Source organism: Paraburkholderia sediminicola (assembly GCF_046026675.1).
GTDB classification, from domain to species: Bacteria; Pseudomonadota; Gammaproteobacteria; order Burkholderiales; family Burkholderiaceae; genus Paraburkholderia; species Paraburkholderia sediminicola_F.
Map to the genome: position 1 here is coordinate 96,094 of NZ_JAQQEY010000001.1, position 18,992 is coordinate 115,085.

Below are 18,992 nucleotides of genomic sequence, written 5' to 3' on the forward strand. Positions count from 1 at the left end.
TCGAAGCAGGCGGGAAGCCGAATGCCCTCCAGCTTCCGTCCGAATTACGAGCCCGTCTTGCGCGCGACGGCTTTCTTGGCCGGCGCCTTCTTGGCAGCGGCGGTCTTCGCTGCCGCAGTCTTCGTGGCCGGCGCTTTCTTCGCCGCGGCCTTCTTCGCGGGCACCGCTTTTACTGCGACCGGTGCGTCTTCGTCATCCGACTCCGGCGCTGCCTTGGCTGCCGCTTTCGCCGCAGCGGTCTTCGCTGCGGTCTTGGCCGACGGCTCTTTCTTCTCGAATTCGAAGCCGATTTTGCCGTCGTTCTGTTTGACGAGGAACGCCTTGAAGTTGCGGCCGGTGCGCGACGACTTGAAGTTCGTCAACAGGTCGGTGCGTCCTTCCTCGAGCAACTTCGCCATCTGCTCACGCGCGATCTCCTGCTGCAGAATTACCTTGCCCGAGCGGAAGTCACAAGTCTTCGGATTCGCGACCGAGTTCTCGCAGACATAGCTCATGCCGTGTTCGAACACGCGGCCCTTGCACTTCGGGCACGCGCCAACCGCCTCTTGATCGGAGAAATCAGGCGGTTCGCCGTCTTCGCCGCCCGAATCCTGACCGAAGTCGAACTCGAGTTTGTAGTTCTTGATCTCGTCATCGAGCGAGAGCTTGAGGATCGCGGAGAACGGGCGGCCCATCTTGCTGCGGAAACCCGACAGCGGTCCGATCGTCTTGTTCTGCAGCAGCTCTTCAACTTCCGGGATTTCGAACTGACGGCCGCCCGGAATCTTCGAGATCGAAAACTCGCATTTCGAGCACGCGAAGCGCCGGTAGTTTTCCTTCACCTGACCGCCGCAATTCGGACACGGCGTCTGCAACGTCGCGTAATCGCCCGGGATCGTGTCGGAATCGTACTCTTTCGCGCGCTTGACGATGGTCTGCGTCATGCGGGCGATTTCCTGCATGAACGCGTCGCGCGGCAGATTGCCACGCTCCATCTGCGAGAGCTTGTATTCCCACTCGCCGGTCAATTCCGGCGCGGTCAGTTCCTTCACGCCGAGGCCGCGCAACAGCGTCATCAGCTGGAATGCCTTGGCGGTCGGAATCAGATCGCGGCCTTCGCGGATCAGATACTTTTCGCCAAGCAGCCCTTCGATGATGGCGGCGCGCGTGGCCGGCGTGCCGAGTCCCTTGGCCGCCATGGCTTCGCGCAATTCGTCGTCTTCGACCAGTTTGCCCGCGCCTTCCATGGCCGACAGCAAGGTCGCTTCGTTGTAGCGTGCGGGCGGTTTCGTCACCAGTTGCTGGGCGGCGATCTTGTCCGTCTTGACCTTTTCGTCCTTCTGCACCGGCACGAGGTTCGCGTCTTCACCGCTGATTTCGCGGCCATAGACCTGCAACCAGCCCGGCTCGACCAGCACCTTGCCTTCGGTCTTGAAGTGATGGCCGACCACTTCCGTGATCCGCGTCGTCACCTTGTACTCGGCGGCCGGGAAGAACACGGACAGGAAGCGCTTCACGACCAGGTCGTAGAGCTTCTGTTCCGGCTCGGACAGATTCTTCGGCGCCTGCGCTGTCGGGATGATTGCGAAGTGGTCGCTGATCTTCGAGTTATCGAAGATGCGCTTGTTCGGCTTCACCCAGCCTTTATCGAGCACCTGCTTGGCGTATGGGAGATAGTTGTTGCTCTCCTTGAGCATGCCAAGCGTTTCCTTGACCGTATCCATATAGTCTTCCGGCAACGCGCGCGCGTCGGTCCGGGGATAGGTCAGCACCTTGTGCTTTTCGTACAACGCCTGAGCGAGGCCCAGCGTGTTCTTCGCCGAGAAGCCGAAGCGGCCGTTGGCCTCACGCTGCAAGCTGGTCAGGTCGAACAGCGCCGGCGACAGTTGCGTGGACGGCTTTGATTCTTCGGTTACTTTGCCGATCTGGCCGCGGCAGGCGGCGACGATCGTTTCGGCCGCGGGCAGTGCCCACAGGCGTGAATCGCGCTTTTCAGGATCGAACTCGTCGCGCTTGAATTGCGGATCGAACCAGCGGCCTTCGTAGAAACCGGCCGCGCAGACGAACTCCGCCTTCACTTCCCAGTAATCGCGCGGCACGAAGCGGCGAATCTTTTCTTCGCGTTCGACGACGATCGACAGCGTGGGCGTCTGCACCCGCCCGACCGTGGTCAGGAAGAAGCCGCCGCCCTTGCTGTTGAACGCCGTCATGGCGCGCGTGCCGTTGATGCCGACCAGCCAGTCCGCTTCCGAGCGGCAGCGCGCCGCATCCGCGAGCGGTTGCATTTCTTCGTCGCTACGCAGACGCGCAAAGCCGTCGCGAATCGAACCGGCTGTCATCGACTGAAGCCACAGGCGCTGTACCGGTTGCTTGGCTTTCGCGTGCTGCGCGATCAGGCGGAAAATCAGCTCGCCCTCGCGCCCCGCGTCACATGCGTTGATCAGACGATCGACGTCTTTACGTTTGAGCAGCTTGGTCAGCACCTTCAGGCGCGACTCGCTCTTGGCGATCGGATTCAGATCGAAATGCGGCGGAATGACGGGCAGGTTGGCGAAACTCCACTTGCCGCGTTTGACTTCATAGTCTTCGGGCGCGGCGATTTCCAGCAAGTGGCCGACTGCCGAGGAAAGGACGTAGTCGTCGCTTTCGTAGTATTCGTCATGCTTGGTAAAGCCGCCCAAAGCCTTCGCGATGTCGTTCGCGACGGAAGGCTTTTCTGCGATGATCAGTGCTTTGGACATGACTCGATGTGAGGTTGGTAGATCCGGGTTGATGGCCTTGAGTGCGCATTTATTAGCGCGACCCTCGTTTGCGACCTTTGCGACCCAATAACGACCGCTTTATAGCACACGGCGCGAGCGCGGCGTGTCAAGTGCCATAAAAAGCGCGCCATGATAATTGCGCGCTCAGTAACTGGGCAAGCTGCGGAAAACGCGCTGTGCGTCGCTCGCAACGCCCGTGCCGCAAGGTTCAGCGGCTGGCGGCCACATTCACGCGACGGCGAGCGCGGGCCGCAGTTTGGGCGCGCCGCTGACGCCGGGCACGGCCGTCAGATCGGACAACATCCGCTCCACAATCGCCGCCTGCGGCAAAACCGTGCCAAAAAAACGTGTCGTTACGGAGTCTTCGATCAGGATGGTCGGGAAATTCTCGACATCCAGATCGTCGAAGCGGTCCGCATGGGTTTCGATGTCGATCCATGCAAAACAGATTTCCGGATGCTTGTCCGCTAGCCGGTCGAAGGCATCCCGATACTCACGACAGGTTCCGCACCACTCCGCGCACAGGCACGCCACGAACAGCGTGTCGGGTTCGTTGACGCGCTCGGCGATCCGGTCTTGGTCGGTGTCGAGATTCAGCGCGGGCATTGTGGTTCCTTGCGTACTTTTGTCAGGTGCTTTGGCGCGAATGTAGCATGGCCGATCCCGAATGGTGGTCAACCCATGGTCCGTGCGGGGTCAGCCGTGGGTGGCTCGCGTGAAGCGGCCGCCGGGCAGCGCGGTCACCTGGCCGGCGAGTTCGAGCTGCAGCAGCGTGTTTTGCAATGCCGCGTCCCCCATCTCGGTACGGGTGGCAAGAATTTCAAGCGTGGCGGGGGCGTGACCGAGTGCGTCGAGGAGTTGCAACGCCTCTGCGCTCATGGCCGGCGGGGCCGCGGAGGCTGCCGGCGCCGTCGACAATTTTGGCCGGGTCGCGGCTGGGGCTGACGCGGCTACCGAATCCGGTTGATCTGCCACTGACGCCAGCCCCGTTGAGGAATTCCGGCGGTCCGCCGCGCCGTCCCAAAGAACGGCTTGCCCGCTGGCGGCCTTCGTTGCCACTGGCCTCGCGACGCCCAATTCCTCCAGCACCTCATCGGGCGTTTCCACCAGCTTGGCGCCCTGCTTGATGATGCGATGACAACCGCGCGACAACGGTGCATGGATCGAGCCGGGCAACGCGAAGATATCGCGCCCCATTTCATTGGCGAGCCGAGCCGTGATCAGCGAGCCGGAGCGCATGGCGGCCTCGACGATCACAACGCCGCTGACGAGGCCGGCGATCAAGCGGTTACGTTGCGGAAAATTGGCGGCGCGCGCCGGCGTGCCGAGCGGCCATTCCGAAAGGATCGCGCCTTGTGTTGCAATCTGCCGCGCCAGCGCATGATGCGCGGCCGGATACACGAGGTCCGCTCCGGTGCCGATTACGGCCACCGTACCACCCACGCCTTCCAGGCCGCCCCGATGCGCGGCACCGTCGATGCCCAGTGCCAGTCCCGACACGATTGTGACACCGGCCTGCGAAAGCTCACGCGCAAAGCGCTCCGCGTCTTCAGCGCCTTGCGGTGTCGCGCTGCGGCTGCCCACCAGAGCGACCGCCCTCGTATGCAAGAGATCCAGCCGACCCTTTATATATAGTAGTGGCGGTGGATCGGGCATGGTCAGTAGCGCGGGCGGGTAGGCGGGATCGTCGAGTGTCACCACATGGTTGCCGGGCAGCTCGCGCCATGCCATTACCGCGTCGAGTCGCGCATCGAAATCCGGGCTGAACGGCGCCAGCACGGCGCGCGCCGCGGCCTCGCCCGCGATCTCGGCAAGCGCCTCGGGCGATTGATTGAAGATCGCTTCCGGCAGTCCGAAAGCACCCAGCAGTAGACGCAGGGCAGCGGGCTTCAGCCCAGGCGCGAGCGAAAGCCGCAGCCAGGCGGAGAGTTCAATATCGGTTGCGGGCAAGGTATGCATTGACGGTCGATCCTCTTACGGGGCCAGCGGGCAGGCGGGCGCCATGCTAAAATTTTCATCATCCGAAATAACTGCAGCGCCGCGCCCACCCGCGCGGGCTCGTCGTTTGGCGCACGTGGCGCGTTGAATCGAACCGGTTCGACAGCCTCTATCCTCTGCGTAACGCGATGTGCCCACAACCTGGCCGAATGGCCAACGCTAGCCTTCCACCGGTCAGCGGCGCCGAAAAAACACACTCAAGATCATGGCTTTACTGAACATTCTCAATTACCCGGACAAGCGTCTGCACAAGATTGCGAAGCCGGTCGAAGTGGTCAACGACCGCATCCGCCGGCTCGTCGCCGACATGGCCGAAACGATGTACGCCGCGCCTGGCGTCGGCCTCGCGGCGACCCAGGTGGACGTGCATGAACGCGTGATCGTGATCGACGTGTCGGAAACGCACGACGAACTGCTCGCGCTTATCAACCCGGAAATCATCTGGTCGAGCGACGAGAAGGAAGTGTCGGAAGAGGGCTGCCTCTCGGTGCCGGGCATTTACGACAATGTCGAGCGCGCCGAGAAAGTGCGCGTGCGTGCGCTGAACGAGAAAGGCGAAACCTTTGAGCTGGATTGCGAAGGGTTGCTGGCCGTGTGCGTCCAGCACGAAATGGATCACCTGATGGGCCGCGTGTTCGTCGAGTACCTCTCGTCGCTCAAGCAGACGCGCATCAAGAGCAAGATGAAGAAGCTCGCCCACGCAATGTAATGCGCGTCCACATCCTCAACCGCACCCCTTCATGAGTCATTCGTTGCGCGTCATCTTTGCCGGTACGCCGGAGTTCGCCGCGGCCGCGCTGGCCGCGATTCACAGCGCCGGTTTTCCGGTGCCGCTCGTGCTGACTCAGCCCGACCGGCCCGCGGGACGCGGGATGAAATTGCAGGCGAGTCCGGTGAAGCGCTACGCGCAGGAGCATGGGCTTGCCGTGGCGCAGCCGCCTTCGCTGCGCCGCGCCGGCAAGTATCCGGCCGAAGCCACCGAGGCGATCAATCAACTGCGCGCCACGCCGCACGACGTGATGGTGGTGGCCGCTTATGGTCTGATCCTGCCGCAGGAAGTGCTCGATATTCCGCCGCTGGGCTGCATCAACATTCACGCATCGTTGTTGCCGCGCTGGCGCGGCGCCGCACCGATCCACCGCGCAATCGAGGCGGGCGACGCGGAAACCGGCATCACGCTGATGCAGATGGACGTCGGTCTCGACACCGGCGCGATGATCTCCGAAGCACGCACACCGATTTCCGCCGACGACACGACGGCCACCCTCCACGACCGCCTCGCACAGGACGGCGCGAAGCTGATCGTCGAAGCGCTGATCGAACTCGAACGCAGCGGCAAGCTGGCGGCTACACCGCAACCGGCCGACGGCGTGACTTACGCGGAAAAGATCGGCAAGCACGAGGCCGCGCTCGACTGGCGTAAGCCGGCCGCGGTCCTCGCGCGTCAGGTGCGCGCCTTCGACCCGTTCCCCGGTGGCGTGGGCACGCTGGAAGACGGCACGTCGATCAAGATCTGGGCAGCGGTCCCGGTCGAGGTGCAAGGCAACACAGCGCCCGGTACGATCGCCGACGTCTTTCCGGAAGGCGTCGTAGTTGCCTGTGGCGAAGGTGCTTTGCGTCTCACGCAATTGCAAAAACCCGGCGGCAAGCGCTTGCCGGTGCGCGAATTCCTGGCCGGCGCCACGCTGGTCGCGGGTCAGCGTTTCCAGCTTCCTGAAGCAAAATAACCGCCTTGTGCATAGCTTGAACATCGTCCGTTCGGCCGATGTTCAAGAGCCCCGCTGCAAGTCTGCAGCGCGTTAGAATCCTCTATGCAACAGGCCGTGTTTAGAGGATCCCCATGTTTGGCATCACCCATTTCGAGTTTTTCGTCGTCGCGGTCTTTCTGCTGAACGTGACGCCCGGCCCCGATACGGCTTACATCGTCGGGCGCAGCGTCGCGCAGGGGCGTGGCGCGGGTCTGATGTCCGCGCTCGGCATCTCCGCCGGTTGCTGTGTTCATTCGCTTGCCTGCGCGTTTGGCTTGACGGCGCTGCTGGCCGCTTCGGCCACCGCGTTCACCGTCATCAAGTTCGTCGGTGCTATTTATCTGATGTATCTCGGCGTGCGCCTGATTTTCGTCAAACCGGCTGCAGATCAGGCGGTGGGCGAAGCGCGCGCGGCCGGCGCGCCGAAATCGTTGCGTCAGTTGTTCCTGCAAGGCTTCTGGACCAATGTGCTGAATCCCAAGGTCGTGCTGTTCTTCGTATCGTTTTTTCCGCAGTTCGTCACAACGGGCAGCGACCATAAGGCGCTGGCGTTCCTCACGCTCGGCGGGGTGTTCGTCGTGATGAGCATGATCTGGAACAGTTTTGTCGCGTGGGTTGCCGGCAGCGTGACCCAGCGCTTCTCCGGCCAGCCTTTGGTGAAGCGGTGGCTGGATCGCGGCGTCGGCAGCGCATTCGTCGGCTTGGGCATCAAGCTCGCCACCGCATCAAGATGATTGAATTTTCCTCACGCGCCCATATCTAACATTTCGCTTACAATCGGGCGCCGCGATCACGCGGCGCAGATATGAACCCGCGTCAGGGCAAGGAGTAGCAGACATGTTCAATTGGGTCAAAACCGCGATGTTGATGGCCGCGATCACGGCCCTTTTCATCGTGATCGGCGGGATGATCGGCGGGTCGCGCGGCATGATGATCGCGCTCGTGATCGCCCTTGGGATGAATTTCTTTTCGTACTGGTTCTCGGACAAGATGGTCCTGCGCATGTACAACGCGCAGGAAGTCGACGAAAACAGTGCACCGCAGTTCTACCGCATGGTACGCGAGCTTTCCACGCGCGCCGGCCTGCCGATGCCGCGCGTCTACCTGATCAACGAAGATGCGCCGAACGCGTTCGCCACCGGCCGTAATCCGGAGCATGCGGCGGTCGCCGCCACCACCGGCATCTTGCGTGTGCTGTCCGAGCGCGAAATGCGCGGCGTGATGGCGCACGAACTGGCGCACGTGAAGCACCGCGACATTCTGATCTCCACGGTTTCGGCGACCATGGCAGGCGCCATTTCCGCACTGGCCAACTTCGCGATGTTCTTCGGCAGCCGTGACGAAAACGGCCGTCCGACGAATCCGATCGCGGGCATTGCTGTCGCTTTGCTCGCGCCGATCGCCGGCGCGCTGATTCAGATGGCAATTTCGCGTGCGCGTGAATTCGAAGCGGACCGTGGCGGCGCTCAGATTTCCGGCGATCCGCAGGCGCTCGCCTCGGCGCTCGACAAGATCCATCGCTACGCGAGCGGCATTCCGTTCCCCACGGCCGAGCAGCATCCGGCCACGGCGCAAATGATGATCATGAATCCGCTGTCGGGCGGCGGCATCGCGAATCTGTTTTCGACGCACCCGGCCACCGAGGAACGCGTCGCGCGTTTGATGGAAATGGCGCGCACGGGGCGCTTCGAGTAACGGTGCATTAACCCGGCGATCCCGCGTGACGAAAGGCGAGTCTGCGGGCTCGCCTTTTTTGTTCAAGCGCCACCGCCGGTCCGCCCTCGGCGGCCTCCGCCCCGCGCCACGCTACAATGTGTGCTGATTGCGCCGCGCGTACCGCACGGCCTGCCTTTGCCTTTTTCATGACTCCAAAGCCTTCTTCGCGTTCTGCTTCCCCATGGACGCGTCCGCGCGAATCCCGTTTGACGATGCTGCATCTCGCGCCCGAATCGCTCGGTTTCGCGCTCGACTGCGCGGGCCAGGCAGTCGGCGCCGTGCGCCTCGGCGCGGCCTTGCCGGCCGCGTTGCAATCCGTATTCGTATCCGCGCCTGAAGGCAGCGCCGCCGCTGCGCGCGGCGCGGTGCAGGACATCGCGTACCGCACCATGCGGCGTCTGGGGACCGCCGAGTGGCTGATCGCGAAGCTGGTGAAGAAGGCGCCGCCGCCGCACGTCGGTCATGTGCTCGCCTGCGCATTCGCTTTGCTAGTCGACGATGAAGCGAACGCCGCCTACACGCCGTTCACGGTGGTCGATCAGGCGGTGAGCGCCATCGCCGCGCGTCGTGAATTCGCGTTCGCAAAGGGTCTGGTCAACGCCGTGCTACGTAATTTCCTACGTGAGCGTGAGGCACTGCTGAGCGCAGCGCAAGCGGACGAAGTCGCGCGCTGGAACTACCCGGCGTGGTGGATCGATGCTGTGAAGCGCGCGTGGCCCGACGCATGGCAAGCCGTGCTCGCCTCCGGCAACACGCAAGGTCCGCTGACATTGCGTGTCAACGCGCGCCGCTCGACAGTCGACGCCTATCTGCAGGTGCTGCACGACTGTCACATTCCCGCGAGCAGAGCCGGCGAATACGCCGTCAAGCTCGCCACGGCGATGTCCGTCGACCGGATCCCCGGCTTCAACGACGGTGTTGTGTCGGTGCAGGACGCCGGCGCGCAACTCGCGGCGCAACTACTCGGCGTGCGTGACGGCATGCGTGTGCTCGACGCGTGCGCGGCGCCTGGCGGCAAAACCGGCCATCTGCTCGAACTTGCCAACCTGCAACTCGTGGCGCTCGAAAGCGACGCGTCGCGCGCGCGCCGCATCGGTGAAAACTTGCAGCGGCTCAAGCTCGAAGCGGAAGTGCGTATCGGCGACGCGGGTGCGCCCGCAAAATGGCACGACGACATCGACCAGCCGTTCGACCGCATTCTGGCCGACGTGCCGTGTTCGGCCTCGGGCATCGTGCGGCGTCATCCCGATATTCGCTGGCTGCGTCGCGCATCGGATATTCCTGCGCTGGTTGCCGAGCAGCGCCGCATTCTCGAGGCGCTATGGCCACTTGTGAAGCCAGGCGGCGAGTTGCTCTACGTTACGTGTTCGATCTTCCCCGAAGAAGGCGAGTTGCAGGCGCAGTGGTTTGGAAACAAGTACCAGGATGCGGTACGATTGGACGCGCCGGGGCAACTTTTACCCTCAGTTGCCCGCGCGCCCGCCGGCACATCGGCCGGGTCCCATGCCGAACATGCCGCTGAAGATAGCGCCGGCTCGAACTCAGACCACGACGGATTTTTCTACGCGCGCTTTCAGAAACGGTGACCATCAAACGCTTCTTCCCGCTTCGGCTCGCTGCCGTGCTCTGGATCGTGCTGGCCGTGTGGCTTGCCGTACCGGGCGCGGCGTATGCCGATTCGATCGCGGTGCAGCGCGCGTCGCTGCAATCGGACAACACCGGCTGGAGCATTGACGCGCGTTTCGACTTCGACCTGAACAGCAATCTCGAAGACGCCGTCAACAAAGGCATTCCGCTGTACTTCACGACAGACTTCGAACTGAGCCGGCCGCGCTGGTACTGGTTTGACGAACAGCCGGTGAGCGTGTCACAGAGCATCCGCCTGTCGTTCCAGCCGCTCACGCGTGAATATCGTGTGTCGAGCGTGTCGTCGGGGGGCTTACAGCTCGGCTTCACGACGCTGAAAGATGCGCTCGCGGTGATCAAGCACATCACATCGTGGCACGTGATCGACCGCAATCAGGTGCATGTCGGGGAGACGTACAACGCGTCGGTGCGCATGCAACTCGATATCGCGCTGATGCCCAAGCCGTTCCAGATCGACGCGGTGAACAACCGCGACTGGAGCCTCTCGTCGGAGTGGAAACGCTTTACCTTCACGGTGACCGAACGTGCTAAATAGAGTGCGCCGAGCCACCAGCGTCAGCAGCATCGTCGTGCGCGTGCTGGTGTCCACGGTCGCTGTGACGGCCGTGCTGCTGCTCGTGCTGCTTGCAGCGGCGAGCGCGAATACCGAATTTTTCGATCGCTATTACCAGTGGCTGTACGCGGCCAACCTCGTGGTCGCGATGATCTTTTTGCTGGTGGTGGCGACGCTCGTCATCATCATCATTGCGCGGCTTAGAAAAGGTAAGTTCGGCACCCGGCTGTTAGCGAAACTCGCGTTCTTCATGGCGCTGGTTGGCGTGGTGCCAGGCGGCATCATTTACGTGGTCTCGTATCAGTTCGTATCGCGCAGTATCGAGTCGTGGTTCGACGTGAACGTCGAAACCGCGTTGACCTCGGGCCTGAATCTCGGCCGCGGCATGCTCGACGCGTCGCTGTCCGATCTGCAGACCAAAGGCCGCCTGATGTCCGAGCAGCTGGCGAGCGCGGATGCCGCCGGCACCACGCTCACGCTGCTGCGCTTGCGCGATCAGTTCGGCGTGCAGGACGCGACGATCGTCGAACCCACGCGCAGCATGTCGGGCGCGACACCGGACATGCACGTGGTCGCGCAGGCGTCCGGCAATTACGCGACGCTCGTGTCGAATGACTTGCCCACGCCGTTGATGATCGATCAGGCGCGTGGCCGCGGCTATGCGGCGATCGAAGGGGAAGTCGACGGCGATCCGCGCGCGCACGGCAGCAAGGGCGCATTGCGGCTGCGCGTCGTGCAGCGCATTCCCGATTCGAACGCGTCGCTGCTGCAGCCCACCGAGCGCTTCCTGCAGCTCACGCAGCCTGTGTCGCCGTCGCTCGCGCGGAACGCCGACGCAGTGCAGCGGGCCTATCGCGAATATCAGGAGAAGGCGCTGGGCCGCACCGGCTTGCGCAAGATGTACATCGGCACGCTGACGCTCGCGTTGTTCCTCGCCACCTTCATCGCGATGATGCTCGCGCTCGCGCTCGGCAATCAGCTTGCGCGGCCGTTGTTCCTGCTCGCGCAGGGCACCAAGGAAGTGACCGAGGGCGACTACACGCCGAAGCGCGAAATCAAATCGCGTGACGAACTGGGCTTCCTCACGCAGTCGTTCAACGCGATGACGCGGCAGCTGTCCGAAGCGCGCGCGGCGGTCGAGAACAACCGGATCGCGCTCGAGCATTCGAAAGCTTATCTGGAAAGCATTCTCGCGAACCTGACCGCGGGCGTGTTCGTGTTCGACCGGCAGTTCCGTCTCACCACCGCAAACCGCGGCGCCGAGCGGATTTTCCGTCAGCAGTTCCAGGAGGTCCTGGGTTCGGCGCTCGAGCAGATTGGCGTGTTGAGCGAATTCGGCGGCATGGTGCGCAAGGCGTTTGCCGATCGTGAAGCCGCAAGCGGCGACGGTCACGACGACCGCGGCCATTGGCAGCAGCAGTTCTCGGTGCAGGTGCCGGGCGAAACCGAGCCGCTCACCTTGCTCGTGCGCGGCGCGCGTCTTGTGTCCGCCACCGACCGCGATGCGGAAGACATGCAGACTTCCGGTTACGTCGTCGTGTTCGACGATATTTCGGATGTGATCTCCGCGCAGCGTTCGATCGCCTGGGGCGAGGTGGCGCGGCGTCTCGCGCACGAGATCAAGAACCCGCTCACGCCGATCCAGCTGTCCGCCGAGCGTTTGCAGATGAAACTCGCCGACAAGCTGTCGCCATCGGACGCCGATGTGCTGAAGCGCGGTGCGACCACCATCGTCAATCAGGTCGCGGCGATGAAGCAAATGGTCGACAATTTCCGCGACTATGCACGCACGCCCCCGGCGGTGCTCGCGCATCTGCAACTGAACGAACTGGTCAGCGAAGTGCTCACGCTGTACGGTATCGAAGAAGGCAAGGGCGCGATTCAGGTAGAGCTCGCGGATTTGCCGGCGATTCGCGGCGACGCGACACAATTGCGACAGGTGATTCACAACCTGCTGCAGAATGCACAGGATGCCGTGGCCGACGTCGAACAACCGCGTGTGTTGCTCGAGACGAGGACAGTAGAATACGGAGACCCCGACGCGGAAGGCAAAGTACACGTCGCGGTGCGTCTGACAGTGTCGGATAACGGACCGGGCTTCCCCGCGCGTATCCTGACACGTGCATTCGAACCTTACGTGACGACCAAGGCCAAAGGTACGGGTCTCGGTCTTGCGATGGTCAAGAAGATTGTCGACGAACACGGTGCGCGCATCGACATTCGCAACCGCATGAAAGCGGGCGATGTGATTGAAGGCGCGCAGATATCGATCCTCTTCCTTCAACTGGCAGACGATGCCGCGGCACCTGGAGTAGGGTCGCGGCCGGCGCATGGCAATGCGTCGCAGGGAACGACAAAAGCAACAGTGCAGACAAGGGCAGCGTAAATGGCAACCATCCTGGTGGTAGATGATGAAATGGGCATCCGGGAATTGCTCTCGGAGATCCTGAGCGACGAGGGGCATGTCGTGGAGGCCGCGGAAAACGCGCAGGAAGCGCGCGAATTCCGCTTGCGCCAGGCGCCGGACCTGGTGCTGCTCGACATCTGGATGCCCGATACGGACGGCGTGACCTTGCTCAAAGAATGGGCCGCGCAGGGGCAGCTGACCATGCCGGTGATCATGATGTCCGGTCACGCAACTATCGATACGGCGGTCGAAGCGACCAAGATCGGCGCACTCAATTTCCTCGAGAAGCCGATTGCGTTGCAGAAGCTGCTGAAGGCGGTTGAGCAAGGCCTCGCCCGTGGCAATGCGGCAGGTGCGCCGGGCGGCGCGGTCGCCAAGCCGGTGTTGCCGGTCAGCGCTTCGGCCGTGGCATCGGCGGCTGCGTTGCCGATGCTGTCGTCGGATGGCATGGGCAGCGGCGCGTTGGCTGCGCAAACGGCGTCGATTTCGTTCGACATCCCGTTGCGCGATGCGCGCGATGCGTTCGAGCGTGCTTACTTCGAGTATCACCTCGCGCGCGAGAATGGCAGCATGACGCGCGTCGCGGAAAAGACCGGTCTCGAGCGCACGCACTTGTATCGCAAACTCAAACAGCTCGGTGTCGATCTCGGTAAGAACAAAGGGGAATGAACGGCCGCGCAAAGCGCGCAGGTTCGGGCCCGGCAGATTTTTTCGAGAGGGGGCTTGCCGTGCTGCTGGCCCTTTGATATCATTTCGTTCTTCGTTGGCCCGGTAGCTCAGTTGGTAGAGCAGCGGATTGAAAATCCGCGTGTCGATGGTTCGATTCCGTCCCAGGCCACCAGGATTCAGCCCCAGGAAATCGCAAGATTCCTGGGGCTTTTCCTTTTCTGATGGGCATGTGTGGCGGTATGGCTTGCTTGCCACCATGGTGCGTGTGCTCGGCGGCATTGGGCGTCGCGTGATAAAATCGCGCCAGTTCAAGGACTTGCATGCGAGGGTGCTGCCGGCGTTCCACTGGCGCGCCACCGCACCAAATGCGTCTTTTCGTACCCTGAAGCGGCGCCTTTTGCGCACTCTGCCGCAACACGGCAAGGCCGCGACAGGTGCCGAACCCTTCGCCCGACGATTAACGGTATAAGCGCCCAGCGACTCTGCATGCGGAAGGCGCGGCCTATACTGCTTTGGGCCGGCAGCAGTGCCGGCACGCGTCGCGCCGCGTTGCTTGCATGGCGCACCTCGCGCAGCGCGACGTGGCACTCATCATTCACGGAGTTTCACGGTGATCCGCAAAGACGCTAAACGTAGCGCTCTGGTGCTGTTTTCCGGCGGCCAGGATTCCGCCACATGCCTCGCCTGGGCCCTCGAACATTATGAAACGGTCGAGACGCTGGGCTTCGATTATGGCCAGCGGCACCGAGTCGAACTCGAATGCCGCGAAGGGTTTCGTAACGCGGTGACGCGAGCATTTCCGGCGTGGGCCGACCGCCTCGGCGAAGATCACATGATCGATCTGTCGGTGCTCGGCTCGATCAGCGATACCGCGATGACGCGCGAAATCGAGATTCACGCCACTGCGAACGGTTTGCCGAATACGTTCGTGCCGGGCCGCAATCTGATGTTCATGACGATCGCCGCGGCCATCGCCTATCGGCGCGGTTTGCAGGTGCTGGTCGGCGGAATGTGCGAGACGGACTTCTCGGGCTACCCCGATTGCCGCGACGACACGATGAAGGCATTGCAGGTCGCGCTGAACCTCGGCATGGATACGCGCTTTCTGCTCGAAACGCCGTTGATGTGGCTCGATAAGGCCGATACGTGGCGTCTCGCACACGAGTTGGGCGGTGACGAACTGGTCGAACTGGTGCGCGTCGAAACGCACACCTGCTATGTTGGCGAGCGTGCCGAGTTGCATGCATGGGGTTTCGGCTGCGGCGAATGCCCGGCGTGCCGCTTGCGCAAGCGCGGTTACGAAGCGTATCTGGCCGGCGAGAAGGTGACCGAGCCGGTCTGACGCTCTCGCCAAAGTTTTACGCTGGCGCACCGTGCGAACGGGCGCCGCGCAGGCAATTATTTTCAGGAACACAAGGCAGAAAGCAGCATGACTTACGCGGTCAAGGAAATCTTCTACACATTGCAGGGCGAGGGCGCGAATGCCGGGCGTCCGGCCGTGTTTTGCCGGTTCGCCGGCTGCAATCTGTGGTCGGGCCGTGAAGAAGATCGCGCGGATGCGGTGTGCCGTTTCTGCGATACGGACTTTGTCGGCACTGACGGCGAGAACGGCGGCAAGTACCGCAGCGCCGAAGAGCTGGTGCAGATGATCGCGTCGCAATGGCCGGAAGGTGAGGGCGAACGCTTCGTGGTTTGCACGGGCGGTGAACCGATGTTGCAGATCGATCAGCCGTTTGTCGACGCGCTGCATGCCGCCGGTTTCGAAATCGCCATTGAAACCAACGGTTCGCTGCCGGTGCTCGAGACGATCGACTGGATCTGCGTGAGTCCGAAGGCCGACGCGCCGCTCGTCGTTACCAAGGGCAACGAACTGAAGGTCGTAATTCCGCAGGACAACCAGCGTTTGTCCGAGTATGCGAAGCTCGACTTCGAGTATTTCCTCGTCCAACCGATGGACGGTCCGTCGCGCGACCTCAATACCAAGCTCGCGATCGACTGGTGCAAACGCCATCCGCAATGGCGCCTGTCGATGCAGACCCACAAGTATCTGAACATTCCCTGATTTGCCGTGCTGACGATTACACGAAAACTCGAATTCGACGCGGGCCACCGCATCCCCGATCACCGCAGCCAGTGCCGTAATCTGCACGGCCATCGCTATGTGCTCGAAATCACGCTGCAAGGCGACCTGGTCGATACCGAAGGCGCGCCGGATCGCGGCATGGTGATGGACTTCGCCGACGTGAAGTCGCTCGCGGTCGAGCATCTGGTCGACAAGTGGGACCATGCGTTCCTCGTCTACGAAGGCGACACGCAGGTGCGCGGTTTTCTGGAAACTATGGCGGGACACAAGACGGTCGTGCTCGATCGCATCCCGACCGTTGAAAATCTCGCTGCCGTTGCGTTCGATATCCTCGCGAACGTCTATGACGCGCATTACGGCGTTAATCTGCGTTTGCATAAGGTGCGTCTGTTCGAGACGCCGAACTGCTGGGCCGACGTGGTCCGCGATTAAGTTCAGGGCCGCGCGACTCGAGCCCGCGGCCCAACCCCCGCGTTATTGTCACGGTATGATCGCTCCGATAACCACATGGAGCGAGACATGCCGGTCACCGCATTGCGTCGCAGCAGGCATTCAGGCCGTCACGGCCCGGGCGTTGGCCTGTTCGGTTGCGCCATCCTCACCCGTGTTTCAGGCGATATATCCCGTCGCCAGGGAGCGCGGCAATGAGCACCTTCACAAATCCCCTCAAGCAACGTCTGAAAGAAGCCGATACGCTGTTCGGGCTGTGGCTTTCGCTCGGTAGCGATTCAGCGGCCGAGGCGCTCGCGCACGCCGGTTTCGACTGGCTGCTGATCGACATGGAGCATGCGCCGAACGATAGCGGCGACGTCACATCGCAATTGCGCGCGATCGCCGCGGCGCATCTGCCGAGCGAGCCGGTCGTACGCGTGCCTGCCAGCGAGGCGTGGCTCGTCAAGCGCGTGCTCGACGCCGGCGCCCGCACGCTGATGTTCCCGAATATCGAAACCGCGGAAGAGGCGGCACAGGCCGTGCGCCTGACGCAGTATCCGACCGCCGATGCACTCGACGGTCAGCGCGGTGTGGCCGGTGCGGTGCGGGCGGCTGCGTACGGCATGCGGCGCGACTACGTGCAATCCGCCAACGCGCAGATCGCGACCATTGTGCAGATCGAGTCGGCGCGCGGCCTGCAGGAGGTGGAGAAGATTGCGGCGACGCCGGGCGTCGATTGTCTGTTCGTCGGACCGGCAGATCTGGCCGCGAGTCTCGGCCACCTCGGCGATTCGAAGCATACCGACGTGCAGGCGGCGATGGCGCGTATTGTCAGCGCCGCCGACAAGGCCGGTATCGCCGCGGGAATTTTCGCTATGGATGTCGCGAGCGCAAAGCAGCATCGCGATGCTGGTTTTCGTTTTATCGCCCTGGCCGCCGACGTCATGTGGATGTTGCGCGCAACCCGCCAGGCGTTGCAGGAGGTGAGGACATGAAGGGGATGGTGCAGTGCGTCGTGGTGCGTCTGGCGGTTACAGCGGCGTTGATGGCGAATGTGACGGCGTATGCGCAGGACAACCGCGTCGCGAAGTCGAACGATCCGGAGACGCAAACTGCGGTCGCCGATTACAACGCCGGCAATCTGGGTGCGGCGCTTGCGGAGTTCCGTAAAGCCGCGGAGCGCGGCAGCCGGCTTGCCGAGTTCAACTACGCGATGATGTTGCTCAACGGTGAAGGCACCACTGCCAATGTCGACGAAGGCAAGAAGTGGCTGCGCAAAGCCGCCGATGCCAACATGTCGCACGCGCAGTACGTGTACGGCAAGATGTACGACGACGGCGAATTCGTCGGGCGTGATCCGGTCGAGGCGCACCGGTGGTTCCTGAAGGCCGCGCAGCAGGGGCACGTGCAGGCAGAGCTTGCGTTGGCCAATCAGTTCCTCGATGGCCGCGGCACGACTCGCGATAACCAGCAGGCGTTCGTCTGGTACAAGAAGGCCGCGCAAGGTGGCGACATGACTGCGCAGTACGTGACCGGCTCGTTCTACGAACGTGGCGGTGACGGCGTGGACAAGAACTTGAACGTGGCACGCGCATACTATGCGGCTGCGGCGGCACAGGGCGATCCGGCGGCGAAGCTCAAGTATCAGCAACTGAGCGCGCAGCTGCGGGATCAGAAGGAAGTGAAACCGCAGTAAACGAGACCGCATTAAATGAAAAAGGGGCGCTCCTGACGGTGCGCCCTTTTTCTTTATCGGGTCCGCTGTGGTCTGCTTCGACTTTGCCTCGTTTGGCTCTGCGTCCTTCGGCTCCGCAGTCTGCACCTTGAGTCCTATGCGCAGCCCCGCTCTAACTCTGCATCAACCGCTTCTGCCGCGCGACGTTCATGATCAGGCCGATCGCGACCCCCAGTGTAGTCAGCGCAGTGCCGCCGTAGCTCATGAACGGCAAGGGCACGCCCACCACCGGCAAGATCCCGCTCACCATGCCGATGTTGACGAACGCATAGGTGAAGAACGCCATCGTCAGCGATCCGGCCAGCAGCCGCCCAAACAGCGTCGCCCCATTGGCGGCGATATACAGACCGCGCGCGATCAGCAGCATATAAAGCGTGAGCAGCACGATCCCGCCCGCCAGCCCGAACTCTTCGGAAAACACCGCGAAGATGAAGTCGGTGTGCTTCTCGGGGATGAACTCCAGGTGCGCCTGGGTACCCTTCAGCCAGCCCTTGCCGAGCGGGCCGCCCGAGCCGATTGCAATCACCGCCTGGATTGTGTGGAAACCCTTGCCGAGCGGATCGGAAGTCGGATCCAGCAGCGTACAGATACGGTGCTTCTGATAATCGTGCATCAGCGGCCACTGCACTTCCGGCTGACAGATCTTGTCCTGGAACGCCGCGATCGAGCCGACGGCGATCACGCCGGCAATCAGCACCGGCACGATCAGCTTGAAACTCAGCCCCGCGAAGTAAATCACGAAGAAGCCGGCCGCGAACACCAGCACGGCCGTGCCGAGGTCAGGCTGCTTGGCGATCAAACCGACCGGCACAATCAGGATCAGGAAGCCGACCAGAAAGTCGTACCAGCGCATCACGCCTTCGCGGCGCTGGTAGTACCAGGCGAGCATCAGCGGGGTGGCGATCTTCAGAATTTCCGATGGCTGGATCACCACGCCGACGTTGATCCAGCGCTTCGCGCCCTTGCGCGTGAGGCCGAACAGCGCCACGGCCACCAGTAACGCGATCCCGAACGTGTAGAGCGGAACCGCGAAGCGCATCAGTGTGGTGGCTGGCACATTGGCCAGCGCCCACATCAGCACGAACGTCAGCATGATGTTGCGAAGTTGATCTTCCACGCGGCCGGGCATGTCCAGCGTCGCGCTGTATAGCGTGATGATGCCGACGCACAGCAGCAGAAACACGATCAGAGCGAGCGGACGGTCGAAGCCCACGAACATCCGCTTGATGCGGTCGAGCCAGGCGCGCTTGTCGAATTGCATGC

At 62.7% G+C, this 18,992-nt stretch carries 17 protein-coding genes and 1 tRNA gene; 14 read left to right on the forward strand and 4 right to left on the reverse strand.

All coding sequences use genetic code 11. The features are described from left to right. Positions 1 to 44 precede the first annotated feature (44 nt). The 3 genes from PQQ86_RS00365 to dprA all read right to left on the reverse strand — a co-directional run bounded on the left by PQQ86_RS00365 (position 45) and on the right by dprA (position 4,700). Positions 45 to 2,720: a DNA topoisomerase III gene (locus tag PQQ86_RS00365; RefSeq protein ID WP_408264044.1), complete on the reverse strand. Its 2,676-nt coding sequence runs from the start codon at positions 2,718 to 2,720 to the stop codon at positions 45 to 47. A 249-nt stretch (positions 2,721 to 2,969) separates the two neighbouring features. Next, a complete protein-coding gene (locus PQQ86_RS00370; RefSeq protein WP_097390883.1) occupies positions 2,970 to 3,347 on the reverse strand; it encodes a thioredoxin family protein in 378 nt (125 codons plus the stop codon). Positions 3,348 to 3,437: 90 nt separating this feature from the next. Further along, positions 3,438 to 4,700: a DNA-processing protein DprA gene (dprA, locus tag PQQ86_RS00375; protein ID WP_408264047.1), complete on the reverse strand. Its 1,263-nt coding sequence runs from the start codon at positions 4,698 to 4,700 to the stop codon at positions 3,438 to 3,440. 244 nt (positions 4,701 to 4,944) lie between these two features. On the opposite strand from dprA, the gene def reads away from it, so the two are divergent. The 14 genes from def (at position 4,945) to PQQ86_RS00445 (ending at position 17,690) form a co-directional block, all read left to right on the forward strand. Beyond that, positions 4,945 to 5,448, forward strand: a complete 504-nt coding sequence (gene def, locus PQQ86_RS00380) for a peptide deformylase (RefSeq protein WP_408264049.1) — start codon at positions 4,945 to 4,947, stop codon at positions 5,446 to 5,448. 31 nt (positions 5,449 to 5,479) lie between these two features. Next, positions 5,480 to 6,466 (forward strand): methionyl-tRNA formyltransferase, encoded by a 987-nt coding sequence (gene fmt / locus PQQ86_RS00385; RefSeq protein ID WP_408264051.1) that lies wholly within the window; start codon positions 5,480 to 5,482, stop codon positions 6,464 to 6,466. A 113-nt stretch (positions 6,467 to 6,579) separates the two neighbouring features. After that, complete coding sequence (locus tag PQQ86_RS00390; protein ID WP_408264053.1) at positions 6,580 to 7,221, forward strand: LysE family translocator; 642 nt, start codon at positions 6,580 to 6,582, stop codon at positions 7,219 to 7,221. A gap of 103 nt (positions 7,222 to 7,324) precedes the next feature. Continuing rightward, a complete protein-coding gene (gene htpX, locus PQQ86_RS00395) occupies positions 7,325 to 8,182 on the forward strand; it encodes a zinc metalloprotease HtpX (protein ID WP_408264055.1) in 858 nt (285 codons plus the stop codon). A 167-nt stretch (positions 8,183 to 8,349) separates the two neighbouring features. Then, positions 8,350 to 9,789, forward strand: coding sequence for a 16S rRNA (cytosine(967)-C(5))-methyltransferase RsmB (rsmB, locus tag PQQ86_RS00400; RefSeq protein ID WP_408264057.1), 1,440 nt, complete (start codon positions 8,350 to 8,352; stop codon positions 9,787 to 9,789). Next, positions 9,786 to 10,385, forward strand: a complete 600-nt coding sequence (locus tag PQQ86_RS00405; protein ID WP_054037187.1) for a DUF4390 domain-containing protein — start codon at positions 9,786 to 9,788, stop codon at positions 10,383 to 10,385. The genes rsmB and PQQ86_RS00405 overlap by 4 nt, the downstream gene beginning before the upstream one ends. Next, positions 10,375 to 12,789 (forward strand): sensor histidine kinase, encoded by a 2,415-nt coding sequence (locus PQQ86_RS00410; protein WP_408264059.1) that lies wholly within the window; start codon positions 10,375 to 10,377, stop codon positions 12,787 to 12,789. Before PQQ86_RS00405 ends, PQQ86_RS00410 begins: the two co-directional genes overlap by 11 nt. Beyond that, positions 12,790 to 13,479 (forward strand): response regulator transcription factor EsaR, encoded by a 690-nt coding sequence (esaR, locus tag PQQ86_RS00415; protein ID WP_172164662.1) that lies wholly within the window; start codon positions 12,790 to 12,792, stop codon positions 13,477 to 13,479. 96 nt (positions 13,480 to 13,575) lie between these two features. After that, positions 13,576 to 13,651, forward strand: a tRNA-Phe gene (locus PQQ86_RS00420). A gap of 438 nt (positions 13,652 to 14,089) precedes the next feature. Further along, on the forward strand, positions 14,090 to 14,821 hold the full coding sequence (gene queC / locus PQQ86_RS00425) for a 7-cyano-7-deazaguanine synthase QueC (RefSeq protein WP_408264062.1): 732 nt from the start codon (positions 14,090 to 14,092) through the stop codon (positions 14,819 to 14,821). 87 nt (positions 14,822 to 14,908) lie between these two features. Next, positions 14,909 to 15,541: a 7-carboxy-7-deazaguanine synthase gene (queE, locus tag PQQ86_RS00430; protein WP_408264064.1), complete on the forward strand. Its 633-nt coding sequence runs from the start codon at positions 14,909 to 14,911 to the stop codon at positions 15,539 to 15,541. Between the two features lie 9 nt (positions 15,542 to 15,550). Beyond that, positions 15,551 to 15,994 carry a 6-carboxytetrahydropterin synthase QueD gene (queD, locus tag PQQ86_RS00435; protein ID WP_093634683.1) on the forward strand — a complete coding sequence of 148 codons (444 nt, stop codon included), beginning with the start codon at positions 15,551 to 15,553 and terminating at the stop codon, positions 15,992 to 15,994. Between the two features lie 212 nt (positions 15,995 to 16,206). After that, positions 16,207 to 16,989 (forward strand): HpcH/HpaI aldolase family protein, encoded by a 783-nt coding sequence (locus PQQ86_RS00440; RefSeq protein ID WP_408264066.1) that lies wholly within the window; start codon positions 16,207 to 16,209, stop codon positions 16,987 to 16,989. Beyond that, complete coding sequence (locus tag PQQ86_RS00445) at positions 16,986 to 17,690, forward strand: tetratricopeptide repeat protein (RefSeq protein ID WP_408264068.1); 705 nt, start codon at positions 16,986 to 16,988, stop codon at positions 17,688 to 17,690. Before PQQ86_RS00440 ends, PQQ86_RS00445 begins: the two co-directional genes overlap by 4 nt. A gap of 151 nt (positions 17,691 to 17,841) precedes the next feature. Here the strand turns inward: PQQ86_RS00445 and rodA are convergent, their stop codons facing one another. Further along, the gene (gene rodA, locus PQQ86_RS00450; protein ID WP_408198938.1) at positions 17,842 to 18,990 is read right to left on the reverse strand and encodes a rod shape-determining protein RodA; all 1,149 of its coding nucleotides are present in this window, start codon (positions 18,988 to 18,990) and stop codon (positions 17,842 to 17,844) included. Between the last annotated feature and the right edge of the window lie 2 nt (positions 18,991 to 18,992).

Bases quoted from the DNA above. Each gene is read 5' to 3' on its own strand.
- def (WP_408264049.1), top strand. From the start codon at position 4,945: ATGGCTTTACTGAACATTCTCAATTACCCGGACAAGCGTCTGCACAAG.
- esaR (WP_172164662.1), top strand. From the start codon at position 12,790: ATGGCAACCATCCTGGTGGTAGATGATGAAATGGGCATCCGGGAATTG.
- rsmB (WP_408264057.1), top strand. From the start codon at position 8,350: ATGACTCCAAAGCCTTCTTCGCGTTCTGCTTCCCCATGGACGCGTCCG.
- htpX (WP_408264055.1), top strand. From the start codon at position 7,325: ATGTTCAATTGGGTCAAAACCGCGATGTTGATGGCCGCGATCACGGCC.
- PQQ86_RS00440 (WP_408264066.1), top strand. From the start codon at position 16,207: ATGAGCACCTTCACAAATCCCCTCAAGCAACGTCTGAAAGAAGCCGAT.
- PQQ86_RS00445 (WP_408264068.1), top strand. From the start codon at position 16,986: ATGAAGGGGATGGTGCAGTGCGTCGTGGTGCGTCTGGCGGTTACAGCG.
- fmt (WP_408264051.1), top strand. From the start codon at position 5,480: ATGAGTCATTCGTTGCGCGTCATCTTTGCCGGTACGCCGGAGTTCGCC.
- queE (WP_408264064.1), top strand. From the start codon at position 14,909: ATGACTTACGCGGTCAAGGAAATCTTCTACACATTGCAGGGCGAGGGC.
- rodA (WP_408198938.1), bottom strand. From the start codon at position 18,990: ATGCAATTCGACAAGCGCGCCTGGCTCGACCGCATCAAGCGGATGTTC.
- PQQ86_RS00370 (WP_097390883.1), bottom strand. From the start codon at position 3,347: ATGCCCGCGCTGAATCTCGACACCGACCAAGACCGGATCGCCGAGCGC.
- PQQ86_RS00365 (WP_408264044.1), bottom strand. From the start codon at position 2,720: ATGTCCAAAGCACTGATCATCGCAGAAAAGCCTTCCGTCGCGAACGAC.
- dprA (WP_408264047.1), bottom strand. From the start codon at position 4,700: ATGCATACCTTGCCCGCAACCGATATTGAACTCTCCGCCTGGCTGCGG.
- PQQ86_RS00390 (WP_408264053.1), top strand. From the start codon at position 6,580: ATGTTTGGCATCACCCATTTCGAGTTTTTCGTCGTCGCGGTCTTTCTG.